The organism is Pseudalkalibacillus sp. Hm43 (genome assembly GCF_051842935.1).
Lineage (GTDB): Bacteria > Bacillota > Bacilli > Bacillales > Fictibacillaceae > Pseudalkalibacillus.
The window spans coordinates 485,256-498,925 of sequence record NZ_JBPXRR010000001.1; the positions used below are offsets into that span (position 1 = coordinate 485,256).

The following is a 13,670-nucleotide window of genomic DNA, read 5'->3' on the forward strand; positions in this document are numbered from 1 at the left end:
TTTTGAGCGTATCTATTTGAACTTTATGTACGTTTATTAAGTGAAAATACATGAAAGGGGACATATCTATGCCTGTGAAAAGTCAAATCAATTGTTGTTTCATCCACCTCGTCGATTTCGAGAAATCGAAAGAGTGGTACAAGAAGATGTTCGGTTTTGAGGTCGGTGCTGAGGGGGACGATTTCTTGGAGTTCAATCTGGACGGACCTCCGCTCATTTTGCTGAAGGCTCAAGTGGACGATATTACACCGCTACCCTACTCGGTTTTCTTTTTTGAAACGGAGGACGTAGAAAAGACTCGTCAGGAATTGCTTGAGAAGGGTGCGAAAGTGGATCCGATCGAGCCGTTCGGTGAATCAATGAGAGGTTGTCACTTTTACGATCCAGAAGGGAATATGTTGCTTGCCTGTACTAGGTAAATTAAAGATGCCATCCTGCGTAAGGGTGGCATTTTTGTGTACGAAGAAAAAATAATTACGTTTTAACGTAATTTAATGTTGCTTTTTAACGTAACTTAGAATACGATATAACGTAACAGGAGGTGTAAATTTTGGAAACACTAGAAAATATTCGCTTGAACGTCTCACTTTTACGAAAACGAGTGCCGAACCTGACGAGTGCAGCCCGCTCAGTCGGCTTGCGCCCAGCAACCGTATCGAACTTGTGCACCGGTAAGATCCCGGTCGGACGTGCTGAGGTAAAGACACTCGTCGCACTCGCATCACTCGCGGAATGTAGTTTGGATGAACTCATAATCAGAGGGGAGAAGATCGATATGATCGAAACGGGAATCAAAGCGTTGGATTTATTTGCACCACTCGCCAAAGGCGGATCAGTAGGACTTGTCGCACGACCAGGTATGGGGCAGCTCGTCATTCTGGCTGAAACCTTCCACCGATTGAAAAAAGAAGGTTACACGACTTTGTTGTTAAAACCAGAAGGCGACCACCCAGAGGTCAATGATATCCTTGAGTACTTCGACCATGTGACGAATTCCATCGACGAAACGTACGAAAAAATGGCTTCTCTCGGTAAAAAAGACATCCTGTTCTCAGCAGATCGGTCACACGTTTTGACTGGTGAACTGCACGACCTTCAAGACCGTCTTCAAGGCATCGGAATTGAAAACGTCACGACGTTCCTCGTCGACTTGAAAGGCGAAGCGGTCGACGAAGACCTACCATACGGACCGCTTGAAACATTATGGCAATTCGACATGGACTTAACGACACGCCATAAGTTCCCGGCAATCAACCCGCTCTACTCGACGTCTTCTGTATTGGAAGGTGCTCACCTGGATCAGCACCACCTCACAATCCAACAGCGCGCGCAGAAACTTTTACGCCGATACCGTGAGCTCCGTGCATTCGTGAATGTGAAAGGAATTGAGGCTGTACCAGACGCAGAAATGCAAACGTACAAACGTGGCGAGCGACTGGAAGCGTACTTGACGCAACCGTTCTATGTTGCCGAACCATTCACCGGTAAAAAAGGGGAAACGGTCAGCCTGAAGAATACACTGAACGACGTCCAAAAAATCCTCGATGGCTCCGCCGACTCCAAAGAAGTCGACCAGCTGGACTATATCGGGAGCCTGTAATTAAATTTTACTAGAGATTTTATTGTTCATGGGAGTTTCCTCACGTTAGGAAACTCTCATTTTTATTTTTCTGCAATAGGATGATAGAACTTCCAAAAACGGGTAGGTATGATATTAGTAGGATAGATTTGGAAGGTGGCGTATATTGGAAAAATGAAGAGAATCCTGCAGCTTATTCTCATTTTGATCGTGTTGTCTTCAGGGTTCGCTATTCAGCAGGTCGCGGAAGCTGAAACGAACTCGAATATCGGTAAGTTCGAATACGAAGGAAATTCCTTGAAACCGACTGATTCAACAGGATATCCACCTGAAGAGAAGAAAGACCCCAACCCAGTAGACTGGGTATTGAACAAACTAGGTATTCCAGATGTCGATCTACCTGAACCTATTAAAAAAGCGGTGGGCGATACCTTCGAATGGACGAAGGAAAAAGTCACAGACGCTTATGAATGGACGAAAGGTAAAGTACAGGATGGCATGGAAGCCGCAAATGAATGGTGGGGTGAACAGAACAAGTTCACGAAATCCTTGATCATTCTCGGTGGAGGCGCAGTCATCTTAGCTGGAGCGGTCGTTCTTACACCATTAGCAGGTACAGCTGCACTCGTAATGGGTGCTGGAGGCGCATTGAGTTACGGATTATACGCAGCATCGACAGACAATGTCAGTTTCTGGGGCGGAATGGCGTTCATGGGACTCGGAATGGTTCCTGGTGGAGCAGGTTGGCTTGCGAGAGGAACAACTGCTGCCGCATGGGGGGCAAGAGGTGCGTCCGTTGCTGGATCTGGTTTACGCTTTGTCGGCGGATTGATTGGCCGAACCGGAATGATTGGAGGCGGAATATCCGCTGGCTTTGCAGGCGGTACACATCTGTACAACCACTTCGTCCATGGACAGCCGCTTGATGCAGGAGCAATGGTACAGGACATGGTAGTCTGGGGAGCGGCAGGAACGATTGCCGGACCACTCGGACGCGGAGCGATGAAAGGTGCCAGCGCATTACTCCGATCTAGAGTTGCTGGAATGTCGGTAGGAAGCGGAGTTGCCGGTGGATCGGAATATAGCTTAGGCAACATCTTTAAAGGAAAAGCGCCGAACCTCAAGACAGCAGCGACAGTGACGGTGATTGCAGCAACCATCCCACTTGCCGTTATGGGTGCGACACATGCGGTTCCCTTAATAAAAGGAAACCCAGCTCAAGTTGCCCTATCGTCAACCCAAGTATCAGACACAACCGTCAGCCAGGCAGGGAAAACAACAACCAACGTTGTAGATACAAGTGTCAGCCAAAGTGCAACCAAAACCCGAACCATCATCGATGGAAACAACCACATAACGGTTAATCCAGTGAAGACTAACATAGCAGCTCCGAATGTTGGAGTGAACAAACCTGTTGCTGGGGACAATCTGTCACTAAATCTTAAACAAAATATAAATACTAAAAACCAAATAGGCAATTCGAAAATAAAAATCAATGAAGTCAACTATGGTGACCACATTGTAAAACAAGGCAGGAAGAAAGTATTACAGTCCAATATAAGATATGTAACCCCAGAAGGATACAAGTATCAAACAGACGAATTAGGTAGAATCAAAAGTGTAGAAGGTACATTGTCATTAGGTAAGGCGAAAAGAAATACCTATGCACAAAGAACAGTAGGTGGAAATGATCGATTATCCAATGATGATGGAGGTCACTTAGTAGCGAGTATTTTTAAAGGATCTGGTGAGATAGATAACCTGGTGCCTATGGATGCAAATCTAAATAGGGGAGCATTTAAAACCATAGAGAATGAATGGGCTAAAGCTTTAAATAATGGTGACGAGGTTGAAATAAATGTAAAACCAATTTTTAAAGGTGATTCATTAAGACCTGAGGCATTTAGTATTAACTATTCAATTAATGATATTAAAGTAAGCAAATTTCTAAAAAATTCAAGCAAGGAGTGACTAGGATGCAAACAAAGGAAATGGAGCAAATCTACCAACTAATAGTCGATAATATTTTAGAAATTATTCCGGAAGATTGGCAACATATTTTATTGCATGGACAAATTGATGAAGACCATGGACAGATATTCTTTTACTACATGCCAGAAGATCGGGAAGAATATATTTATAGTTTAGATATAAAGGATAAGTTCAACATAGATGAGAGTTTTTTTGAGTTAAAAAGCTATGAAATATATGAGAGTTTCAACAAACTCCAAGATGAATTTAAAAATAATGCCCAAGAGTTATGGACACATGTAACGTTTGTTCTGAAGAATGATGGTACTTTTAAAATAGATTATGAATATAGGAATAATTCTAGAGGTCCATATGAAAATAAAGTTATTTTTGATTATTTGAATTTCAAAATAATACCACAAGGAAACTGGGAAAGTGAAATAATTGCATCGTATTTAGAAGAACAAAAGGATTAGTCATATTAAGGTGGTTATATGAACGCTCGCCAAAACTTTTGGATTGAAGGCCAAAGAGCATCTTGGACATATAGAGATCAAACCCTTCATGTTCAACTAAACGATTTGAAACAGGGAATATTAGATTTACGTAACAATACGGTTTTGCTTCTAACTGGTCCTGATGCTTTTCCGAATAAGTTAATCGGTTTTACTTTAGAAGGAGTTCGAAAATTTGAAGTTGAACCGCCCAGCGTCTATGTATACTCGTATCTCACTAATCACAAAGTTTATGGTGCTGCTGTAGTATGTCTGGATACCAGGACAACAAAAGGTTGGAGTGATTGGTATTTTTCTGTTAATACAATAAATGGTGAATTGACCAGGGAAGGAAAGGCTTATTAGGTGTATGATGAAAATAAAACTGAACTAGTCATTCAATTAAACATTGTCAAAAGATTAATTGAAGAAAAATATAGTGAGATACAGAGAAAAGGTGTATTAGATTTAATATATAAACGATATTCAATTGCTATAGAATTACTGGAATGTAGGGAATTTGACAGAAATAAACTATTTATAACAGGTGGAGTAAGGGCATATCTTGATGGTTATAGTGACTATGATAATCCCTTGCTTAAGGAGATGCATAGAGCTGAGGAATTACTTGAAAGTATAAACTAAAATGAACCGATTTGAAGCAGGTGAATCCCACCCTGCTTTTTTTCATGGAAGGAAAATGGAAAAGTAGTATAGAAAAGAAGAGGGACTAGGACTTTTAGGGGGTATATTGTGATTTCGAATAAACAACTAGTTGTCGCTATTCTTACTTTAGTATTGGTTTTCATATTTTATCTGTACACGGCAGGGGATCAAAGTTTACTACCCTATGTCTTGAAACAGTGATGAAACCTTTCTGGATAAGCATGCGTAAATAAGTTGACATCAGATAAAGAGAAGAAAGTAGTGTGGAATATGAGTCATGAAAGGATCAGTAAGCTTCGTAAGTTTCAAATTCTCTGGATGAATGTCTTCATGGTGGTATGTTTCACCTTTATGAGTTTAGTCTCAGTTGCCGGGATTACCATGAGGACATTTTGGATTGCTCTTTCAGTACTACTATTTGTTCAAGCTTATGTAGCGATTGTAAAAGGTAAACCCATCATGTTGTTTTTATCAAGGAAACTGGCAGAGCTCCACGAGCATGAGAAACTAATGATGGGGAACGAGTGGGAAAAGCAGAAGAAGGTATCAGCGGGAGGTCAAGCCTTTGTAGGGGTCATTGCGCTATTCAATGCTTGGATGATGGGCGATGAACCTTTCGTATTTACCGCCTTTCCGGATTTGTTCTTTATCTTGATTGTCCTGATGGTGTTTATGAACATTACTGTGTATGTACAGAGCAGGAAGGTCGACCGTGGTACCGTTAAGAAAGGGTATACCCTGAAGATGTTAGTAGTCAGTTTCATCATAGGGCTAGTATTCTTCGGTGTTGTGAATTTTGCTCTATTGACGTTAATTAGCTGAAGCAAAGGCTGGTCGAGATATCTCGATCAGCCTTCCCTATTTCTTTACTTTTTCACTGGGATGCGGATTGTGAATTCGGGGTTTTCGTCATATGGATCTTGGCTCATTGGATAGCGCTCATAATGGGTCAAGCCGTCTGCGTTGTCCTCTTGATATCCTTCACTTTTAATCCATACATAGATGTTGTCATAGGAGTGTTTGACGCTTTGTCCTTTGTTGTGTTCTGTCTGGGCGTATGTAAGTTCAGGGACGGATACCGGTACCATTCCATCTGGTAACTCCTCGACTTTGTCCACTTCGACTGCAGCATAATGCGTGAAACCTGTTCCACCGAGTGATGCATGGTAAGACAATCCGAGTAATACATCCGAATCAGCTACATGAGGAATTTCGGCTAGACGCTGATGCATTTCCTCTTGGATTTTGCGGATGGCACCACCGAACGCTTCTTCAAACGTACCTTCCCACTTCAAACCGACTGCTTGGAAACCTTTTTGGCTGACGACTTTCACTTCATTTTTCTGTCCGACAGACATTGGACACGCTCCTCTCCATATTTTCATCTCTTCCATTATACATCTTTTTACAGTTTGACAGGGTTTGAATTGTGCTATAATGAGTGTTGGCAACAGGTGTTAATACCAGGTATAACAACGGAGGTCTACAATGGAAGATTTATTGAAACTGAAAGACAAAAATATCGTCATCATGGGTGTCGCGAATAAGCGAAGTCTCGCTTGGGGCGTAGCAAAATCCCTCTATCAAGCGGGAGCGAACCTCATTTTTACGTACAGAAAAGAACGCTCACTTGGAAAATTGGAGCAACTGCTTGAAGAGCATGGATTCGAATCGAAGCTAACCATCCAATGTGATGTGAATGAAGATGCTAGCATTAAGGAAGCTTTTGCGGAGATTGGTGAAAAAGTCGGGACCATCCACGGTGTCGTGCATTCCATCGCATTCGCACATGCAGATGACCTTAAGGACAAGTTCGTCAATACATCCCGTGAAGGCTATGCGTTCGCGCAAGATACAAGCGCATATTCCCTCGTAGCGGTGGCTCGTGAGGCGAGCAAGCTCATGACAGAAGGCGGATCGATTGTTGCGATGAGTTACCTTGGGGCAGAGCGTGTCGTAGACGGCTACAATGTGATGGGTGTAGCGAAGGCTTCACTCGAAGCGACGGTTCGTTACCTTGCATCTGATTTGGGGAAAGAGAATATCCGTGTAAACGCGATTTCGGCTGGGGCGGTTCGTACACTTGCGGCAAAAGGTGTACCTTCGTTCAATCAGATTCTTCATAAAATCGAAGAAACGGCACCACTGCGCAGAAATGTGACACAAGAAGAAGTCGGTGACATGACACTCGCGATCCTCAGTAACCTCTCAAGAGGCGTTACAGGCGAGATCGTTTACGTCGATTCCGGCTACAACATTATGGGATAACCCAAAATAAACAGAACAGTAATTCCAGATAGGGGATTACTGTTTTTTTACATAAATGGTTATCCAATTTATGTTACTGAAAGATATTTCTGGTATAATCCTTTTTATATATTAAACTAGCCTTTCGGTAAATTTACGGATAGAGGAGATTAAAATGGGGGAAATGGACGCGCAGTATCATGTTGGACTCGTCCTTTTATCAATAGCGGTTGCGGTATTATCGTCGTATATCTCTCTTGAAATAGCTGCTCGCTTGAATAACTTGAAGGGAAAAAGTCGGTTGACGTGGTTGGCGATGGGCAGCCTTAGTCTTGGTGGAGGCATTTGGTCAATGCACTTCGTTGCTATGCTTGCCTATGATATGGGGATGAATGTAACCTACGAGCCGGTTTTACTGACCATCAGTATCCTATTTTCAATCGTCTCAAGTGGAATTGCATTCTATTTAATCAAAAAATCAGGTTCCCGTCTAACGCAAATTGCATCCTCGATTTTGATCGGAACAGGTATTGTCCTGATGCATTACGTGGGAATGGAAGCGATGCAAATGCAGGCTGTCATCCAATATGATATGTGGATCGTTGCGCTTTCCGTAGTGATTGCGATGGTGGCATCATTTGTAGCACTGAATTTGTTTCGGACAAGTTCAACTGCAAAGAATCGGAAGAGATGGATTACGCTTAGTTCACTCGTCATGGGGGCAGCGATCTCTGGTATGCATTACACAGGAATGGCGTCAGCTACGTTCATTCATGATTCGAGTGTAAAAATGCCTCAGGATGATCTGACCAGTCAAGTCGGCCCGACAGTCCTTGGTTTTTTGGTAGCGATCGGAATTTTGATGATCATTGGATTCACCATTGTCTTATTGCGATATAAAGCAAAAATCGAAGACAGCGATCACCGTCTTGAAGTCATCGACAGGATGTATCATTCGATTATTCAATCTGCTAATGATGCCATCATCACGTCGGATCATAAAGGTGTGATCCTGTCCTGGAATGAAGCTGCTGGCAAGATTTTTGGCTATACTTCAACTGAAATGATTGGGAAACCACTACATACAATTGTTCCTCATGATTTTCGTCAAGCGCACATAGATGGCATGGAAAGATATAATCAAACGAATCAGAAGAAGGTAATCGGTCAAACCGTTGAACTGACGGGGCTAAATAAATCAGGAAAAGAATTTCCGATTGAATTGTCATTATCAACGACGCAAGATGGCGAAAACAGCTATTTTACCGGGATCATCCGGAATATTACAGAGCGTGTGGAAAGTCAGAAACGAATTAAAGAATTGGTCTATCGAGATGAGTTGACGAACTTACCAAATCGAAGAATGTTGAAGGAGCATCTGACCTCCTATATTGAACAAGCGAAGTTGGATGGACATATGATTGCGGTCTTGTTCCTCGATTTGGATCGGTTCAAGCAGATCAATGATGTGTATGGCCACAGTATAGGGGACGTATTGTTAAAGGAAATTGCAGTACGGATACAGAGATGTCTCTCCACAAAAGATTTGCTGGCCAGGCAAAGCGGTGATGAGTTTGTGGTCGTTTTACCTCAAACGAGCCATTACCAGGCTGGTTACGTTGCCAGACAGATCATCAATAACATTTCTACACCTGTTGTGATTGATGATTTAGAGCTCTATACCTCGACTTCTATCGGGATCAGTCTTTATCCGGAAGATGGAGAAACGGCTAGCACCTTGCTAAAGCATGCCGATACCGCCATGTACGAAGCGAAGAAAGAAGGCGGGAACCAGTATTACTATTTTACAAATGAGATCAATGAAATCATTTCAAGGAAAATGGTGTTGGAGACAGGTCTTCGAAAAGCACTGGAGCGTGAAGAATTAGAGGTCTATTATCAACCACAAGTGGAGGTTAAGACGGATAAGATTGTCGGGTTTGAAGCGCTGATCCGTTGGAATCATCCAGAGCTGGGGACCGTTTCCCCTGCTGATTTCATTCCATTAGCTGAAGAAACGAACTTGATCATTCCGATGGGTGAATGGATATTGAGAGAATCTTGCAGAGAATTCAAAGAATGGTTGAAAGTGAAACCTGACTTGAAACATGTTTCCGTGAATATATCGGCCTTGCAATTCCGCCAGCCGAACTTCCCGGAAATTGTAGCGGATATTTTGGCTGAAACAGAGTTGATGCCACAGAATCTTGAACTTGAGTTAACAGAAACCATTGTCCAGGATCCTAAGCGAGCGATTCCAATCATGAAACAATTGAAAGCTATGGGTGTGAAGCTTTCCTTGGATGATTTCGGAACAGGGTACTCCTCGTTCAGTTACCTGAAGGATTTTCCGTTGGATACTTTGAAGATCGACAAATCCTTTACGAAAGAAATTCATTTAAGTGCGAAGGATAAAGCCGTTGTCGAAACAATCGTACATATGGCAAAAAGACTCGGACTGAATGTCATTGCGGAAGGTATTGAAACGACGGATCAATTAGCAAGTATCCTAGAAAGTAACTGTAATGAATTCCAGGGTTATTTATGTAGTCCGCCTTTACCCTACACGCAAATTACAGACAAATTCATTACGCCAAAAATATTCGAACCGACTTCGAAAGTGTAAGAAAAGTTCTTTAAAGTGCTCATCTAAAAAAGGTGAGCGCTTTTTTACATGCATTGAAGTATACTTGCTATAGGTGATTAGAGTGAACAACTTGGAATTGTTACAAAGAATCCTGTTTAAAGTCTGGTCAAAAGAATCAAGTTCGAAATGGATGTTCAAAAACCCTGCAAGAGGCCAGTGTGGTGTGACGACACTCGTCGTCCAGGATTTGTTAGGTGGAGAAATACTGAAAACGGAAATGCTTCAAGGGTCCCACTACTACAATAGAATTGATGGGGTTCGGTATGATTTGACTGTGTCTCAGTTTAACGAGCCTATCGAGTATATGGATCTCTTGTCTAATCGTGTGGAAGCTTTTTCTGATACAAATGAAGCACAATATATGTACTTGAAACAAGCTGTACATAAAGCATGGGGAAGGAAGAGCGTATGATCACTTTTGAGGAAATTTCTACAGTTGACGAACACCTTGAAGAGCTTTCAACTTTATTGACGCAAGTCGTAGAGAACGGAGCATCGATTGGGTTTTTGCCTCCCGTCGATGGTTTGATCATGCAGAGTTATTGGTCATCGGTGGTAAGCCCGGAGATCATAATAATTGTTGCAAAATTTGAAGGACGGATTGTGGGAAGTGTTCAAGTCCATCTGTGTACGAAGCAAAATGGTGGACACCGTGCGGAAATCGCAAAACTGATGACTCATCCTGATTATCGACGGAAGGGAATCGGTCGATTATTAATGGAAGCAGCAGAAAAACGCGCGACAAGTGAAGGGCGTACGTTATTTATACTAGACACAAGAGAAGGAGATCCTTCCAACCTACTTTATTCATCTCTTGGATATGTGGAAGCGGGAAGAATACCGGATTATGCCATGTCTTTGGATAGCAAGCTAGAAGCGACAGTGATTTATTATAAGAAAATATGATGCCTTCTTATATGCATCATCATAAAAGTTCGTGATTATGCATTTCTTTAAAGGAGAAATGCACTTTTTGTGGAATTAAAAGTTAGCTTAAAGGGGGCGTTGTGATGAGTGAAAATAATGCAATTGTTAATGACAGAGCAGGCCAGACAAATAGTAACGCGATTATAGGTCTGGTGATGGGGATTCTGTCTCTTATAATCCCAGTGATCGGATTCATTCTTGGAGTAATTGGGATTGTGATGTCGAGGAAAGCGCAGAAAGAAATTCAAACCACAAATGAGAGAGGAAAAGGATTAGCGACTGCAGGATTGGTGTGCAGCATCGTGGGAGTGGGAATTCATCTGTTGTTTGCATTGCTTATCATTGTATCATTCGCGACTTTCTCTTCATTTGAAACAATGATGTAAGAGCCTGGGATCCCAGGCTCTTTTTATTATTATTTTTTAGTGCCAGGTACCATTTCAAACCTCAAGCGTATCAAGGGAAGTGAAATGGTACCTGGCACCAATTCGGAAGCCAAGTCTACCAAGGGTTTTCAAATGGTACCTGGTACGGATCTACAAAAGACTGATCCCATGTTCCTCAATCAGGTCTTTGAAGGCGGGGCGTTCGTTTCCGTCTCGGCCGGTGACGTGTTCTGCGGTTGCGAGGACGTTGAGGACGGCTTCTTCCGTCGCTTCTCCAGCGGCTCGGAAGGCTGTGTCCATGTCTTCTTCGTGAATTGTCGGAACGGAAAGCAAGCGGTCCGGCTTTTCGTGCGGGATTTTCGTCGCTGTGGAGAACCCGATTGCGATTTCTCCGGAGCCTGTCGTGATGATGGAACCGGTACGAGAGAGGCCTGTGACGGTTCGCTTGATGATCCGGTTCAGTTGTCGTTCAGACACTGGCAAATCCGTTGCGACAATCATCATGATCGATCCTTTGTCTTTCTCTTCCCACGTTTTTAAGATGACTTCCTTCAATTCTTCTCCGACGGGTTTTCCGTTGATTCTCAAGTCACTCAATATTCCGAAGTTCGCTAATACAAGAATCCCCATCGTATATGTACCATGTTCAAACTCCATCATGCGTGAAGCTGTTCCGATTCCACCCTTCAACGAGTAACAAAGCATGCCTCGTCCTGCGCCGACAGCTCCTTCTTCAAACTCCTCTGATGCATTCTGAATCGCTTTCCACACATGCTCTATCGTTACATTCCGAGCCCTAATGTCATTCAAGAACATGTCATTGCATTCACCGACAATCGGGTTTACCGTTCCAGTCGTTTTTCCGATTTCAGGCGTTTGCTCTAGCATATATTCTATGAGCGCATCGGCTGCTGTTCCGATGCTGAGCGTGTTTGTCAGCACAATCGGCGTCTCGATTGTACCGAGTTCACTCATCTGGATCGTTCCCATCGTTTTACCGAAACCGTTGATGACGTGGCTAGAAGCGATCAATTTTTCGCGGAAAAGATTGCCTTGGTGCGGCAGAATCGCTGTCACACCGGTTTGTGTATCTCCTTCATCCAATGTTACGTGCCCGACTGTCACGCCTTCCACATCTGTGATGGCATTCTTTTTTCCAGGCTGTAATCGGCCGATTTCCACTCCATAGTCCCGAATTCTCTTCTGATATAGCATGATTACCTCCGTCGTGTATGATTTCTCTTTTTACCTAATACGGGATAAACGCCTTGAATTCCTGTCTTGATAAAAAGAGCCCACCCAAAAGGTGAGCTCGGAAAGGCTATTGATTCTGGTTCGTCGGATTGGTTCCGGTCGTTGTAGCACCGGTCAATTGGCTCAGTCCAGGAATCATTTGCGCCATGTTCTGCATGTTCGCATTTCGGCCTTTCATCATTCCGGAAACGGCAGCTCCTACACCGATTCCTGTGATAAAAGGTAACAACATGGATTGTCGCTGTCTCATTACTGACACCTCCACTTCAGAAGTACTCATCATGAGCCTTTTTATTGTCCGTTAACGGAGGTCGGTTCATACCTCAGATACGCATGTATAAATTTCCTTCCGATGAAGAAACATATAATCGATTTTAAGTATAAGGAGGAATCATGATGGAATTTTGGAAAAAATGGAGTCGCAACACGAAGTTTATGGTTCTTGCAGGTGTGCTTCTCGTTTCTTTAGTCGCATGTAACATGGACGAAGACAATGGTGAAGATGGAATGAACGAAGATGGCGCTGAAATCGAGAACATCAATGAGGATGGCGGCATCATCAGAGACGACGATCGTGACCGTAACATGAACGGAAACAACCGTTTTGAAATCGCGGACAAGGCAGCTGAAAAAATTGCGAACATGCCTGAAGTAGAAGATGCAAATGTTTTCGTAACCGATGAAGGTGCGTATGTGGCTGCTGAATTGAAGACAGGTATGAAGACGGAAGGCAAAGCGACACGTGATTTGGAGCGTAAAATTTCCAAGCATGTGAAAGCGACAGACCCGGATATCGACAACGTCTACGTTTCAACGAATCCTGAGTTCGTCGATCGTGCTGGAACTTACGCAGAGCGCGTAGAGGAAGGTGAGCCGATTGAAGGAATGTTTGAAGAATTCAACGAAACGGTTCGTCGTATATTCCCTAACGCTCGATAAGAAATCGCTTGTAAAAAGGGTGTCCTGATGACTCAGGGCACCCTGTTTTCTTTATAGTTGGACACCTTTCAGGTGAGGTGGGATTTCGTACGTTTCTAGGTGTTTGTACTTGATGAGCTTCGCATGTCCAGGTTGGATGTCGTAGGTCAGTTCGTCTTTCCCTACTGAATTGTGAGCACCGATGACGGGTGTGACTTCCATGACGACCGTGAAGCGGAAAGACCGGTGGCCTTGCGTCCGTTTCGCTTGCTTTATGTACACTTCATACGGATAAACCAGCGGATCATCCTTCAGCAAAATGGAATAATACTCGTTTACGTGCTTTTGGATATCATCGGATAAAAGTGAAATGAAGAGGTCGTGGTAGAGCTCTTCTGTTGATTTTTCAGGTGGGACGGGCAGGTTGTTTGCATGGACTGTGCTGAAGGGTGCAAGCACTAATACTGCAATGAGAATGAGACGTTTCATATTATCCAACTCCTTTTCAGGCTTCGTCTTAATGTGCCATTCAGAGAGTTTTATTATGAATGATGGAGTGGGGATCTTGGAAAAATAGCTGA

17 protein-coding genes are annotated in these 13,670 nt (G+C 43.1%); 13 read left to right on the plus strand and 4 right to left on the minus strand.

The genetic code is table 11. The features are described from left to right. The first annotated feature begins 68 nt into the window (after nucleotides 1-68). From ACSVDE_RS02545 to ACSVDE_RS02575, 7 genes are all read left to right on the plus strand, one after another. Nucleotides 69-419, plus strand: coding sequence for a VOC family protein (locus ACSVDE_RS02545; protein ID WP_439299393.1), 351 nt, complete (start codon nucleotides 69-71; stop codon nucleotides 417-419). A gap of 131 nt (nucleotides 420-550) precedes the next feature. Beyond that, complete coding sequence (locus tag ACSVDE_RS02550; protein WP_439299394.1) at nucleotides 551-1,600, plus strand: ATP synthase beta subunit C-terminal domain-containing protein; 1,050 nt, start codon at nucleotides 551-553, stop codon at nucleotides 1,598-1,600. 153 nt (nucleotides 1,601-1,753) lie between these two features. Continuing rightward, a complete protein-coding gene (locus ACSVDE_RS02555) occupies nucleotides 1,754-3,550 on the plus strand; it encodes a DNA/RNA non-specific endonuclease (RefSeq protein WP_439299395.1) in 1,797 nt (598 codons plus the stop codon). Between the two features lie 5 nt (nucleotides 3,551-3,555). Continuing rightward, nucleotides 3,556-4,026 carry an immunity protein YezG family protein gene (locus ACSVDE_RS02560; protein WP_439299396.1) on the plus strand — a complete coding sequence of 157 codons (471 nt, stop codon included), beginning with the start codon at nucleotides 3,556-3,558 and terminating at the stop codon, nucleotides 4,024-4,026. 18 nt (nucleotides 4,027-4,044) lie between these two features. Further along, a complete protein-coding gene (locus tag ACSVDE_RS02565) occupies nucleotides 4,045-4,410 on the plus strand; it encodes a hypothetical protein (protein ID WP_439299397.1) in 366 nt (121 codons plus the stop codon). Continuing rightward, on the plus strand, nucleotides 4,411-4,689 hold the full coding sequence (locus tag ACSVDE_RS02570) for a hypothetical protein (protein ID WP_439299398.1): 279 nt from the start codon (nucleotides 4,411-4,413) through the stop codon (nucleotides 4,687-4,689). 372 nt (nucleotides 4,690-5,061) lie between these two features. Then, complete coding sequence (locus tag ACSVDE_RS02575) at nucleotides 5,062-5,532, plus strand: hypothetical protein (protein WP_439299399.1); 471 nt, start codon at nucleotides 5,062-5,064, stop codon at nucleotides 5,530-5,532. 44 nt (nucleotides 5,533-5,576) lie between these two features. Here ACSVDE_RS02575 and ACSVDE_RS02580 read toward each other — a convergent pair whose 3' ends face one another. Next, entirely contained in the window at nucleotides 5,577-6,068 is a 492-nt protein-coding gene (locus ACSVDE_RS02580; RefSeq protein WP_439299400.1) for a GyrI-like domain-containing protein, read from the minus strand. Nucleotides 6,069-6,198: 130 nt separating this feature from the next. Here ACSVDE_RS02580 and fabI point away from each other — a divergent pair, with 130 nt between their 5' ends. The 5 genes from fabI (at nucleotide 6,199) to ACSVDE_RS02605 (ending at nucleotide 10,917) form a co-directional block, all read left to right on the plus strand. Further along, a complete protein-coding gene (gene fabI / locus ACSVDE_RS02585; protein ID WP_439299401.1) occupies nucleotides 6,199-6,978 on the plus strand; it encodes an enoyl-ACP reductase FabI in 780 nt (259 codons plus the stop codon). A gap of 154 nt (nucleotides 6,979-7,132) precedes the next feature. After that, on the plus strand, nucleotides 7,133-9,583 hold the full coding sequence (locus tag ACSVDE_RS02590) for an EAL domain-containing protein (protein WP_439299402.1): 2,451 nt from the start codon (nucleotides 7,133-7,135) through the stop codon (nucleotides 9,581-9,583). An 82-nt stretch (nucleotides 9,584-9,665) separates the two neighbouring features. Beyond that, entirely contained in the window at nucleotides 9,666-10,016 is a 351-nt protein-coding gene (locus ACSVDE_RS02595) for a YunG family protein (protein WP_439299403.1), read from the plus strand. After that, nucleotides 10,013-10,510, plus strand: coding sequence for a GNAT family N-acetyltransferase (locus ACSVDE_RS02600; RefSeq protein ID WP_439299404.1), 498 nt, complete (start codon nucleotides 10,013-10,015; stop codon nucleotides 10,508-10,510). The genes ACSVDE_RS02595 and ACSVDE_RS02600 overlap by 4 nt, the downstream gene beginning before the upstream one ends. Before the next feature lie 104 nt (nucleotides 10,511-10,614). Next, nucleotides 10,615-10,917: a DUF4190 domain-containing protein gene (locus tag ACSVDE_RS02605; RefSeq protein ID WP_439299405.1), complete on the plus strand. Its 303-nt coding sequence runs from the start codon at nucleotides 10,615-10,617 to the stop codon at nucleotides 10,915-10,917. Between the two features lie 150 nt (nucleotides 10,918-11,067). On the opposite strand, the gene ACSVDE_RS02610 is transcribed toward ACSVDE_RS02605, so the two are convergent. Beyond that, entirely contained in the window at nucleotides 11,068-12,132 is a 1,065-nt protein-coding gene (locus ACSVDE_RS02610) for a DmpA family aminopeptidase (RefSeq protein ID WP_439299406.1), read from the minus strand. Nucleotides 12,133-12,238: 106 nt separating this feature from the next. Continuing rightward, nucleotides 12,239-12,421, minus strand: coding sequence for a hypothetical protein (locus ACSVDE_RS02615; RefSeq protein ID WP_439299407.1), 183 nt, complete (start codon nucleotides 12,419-12,421; stop codon nucleotides 12,239-12,241). Nucleotides 12,422-12,567: 146 nt separating this feature from the next. Here ACSVDE_RS02615 and ACSVDE_RS02620 point away from each other — a divergent pair, with 146 nt between their 5' ends. Continuing rightward, nucleotides 12,568-13,110 carry a YhcN/YlaJ family sporulation lipoprotein gene (locus ACSVDE_RS02620; protein ID WP_439299408.1) on the plus strand — a complete coding sequence of 181 codons (543 nt, stop codon included), beginning with the start codon at nucleotides 12,568-12,570 and terminating at the stop codon, nucleotides 13,108-13,110. 51 nt (nucleotides 13,111-13,161) lie between these two features. Here the strand turns inward: ACSVDE_RS02620 and ACSVDE_RS02625 are convergent, their stop codons facing one another. Continuing rightward, complete coding sequence (locus tag ACSVDE_RS02625) at nucleotides 13,162-13,578, minus strand: DUF3888 domain-containing protein (RefSeq protein ID WP_439299409.1); 417 nt, start codon at nucleotides 13,576-13,578, stop codon at nucleotides 13,162-13,164. Nucleotides 13,579-13,670 lie beyond the last annotated feature (92 nt).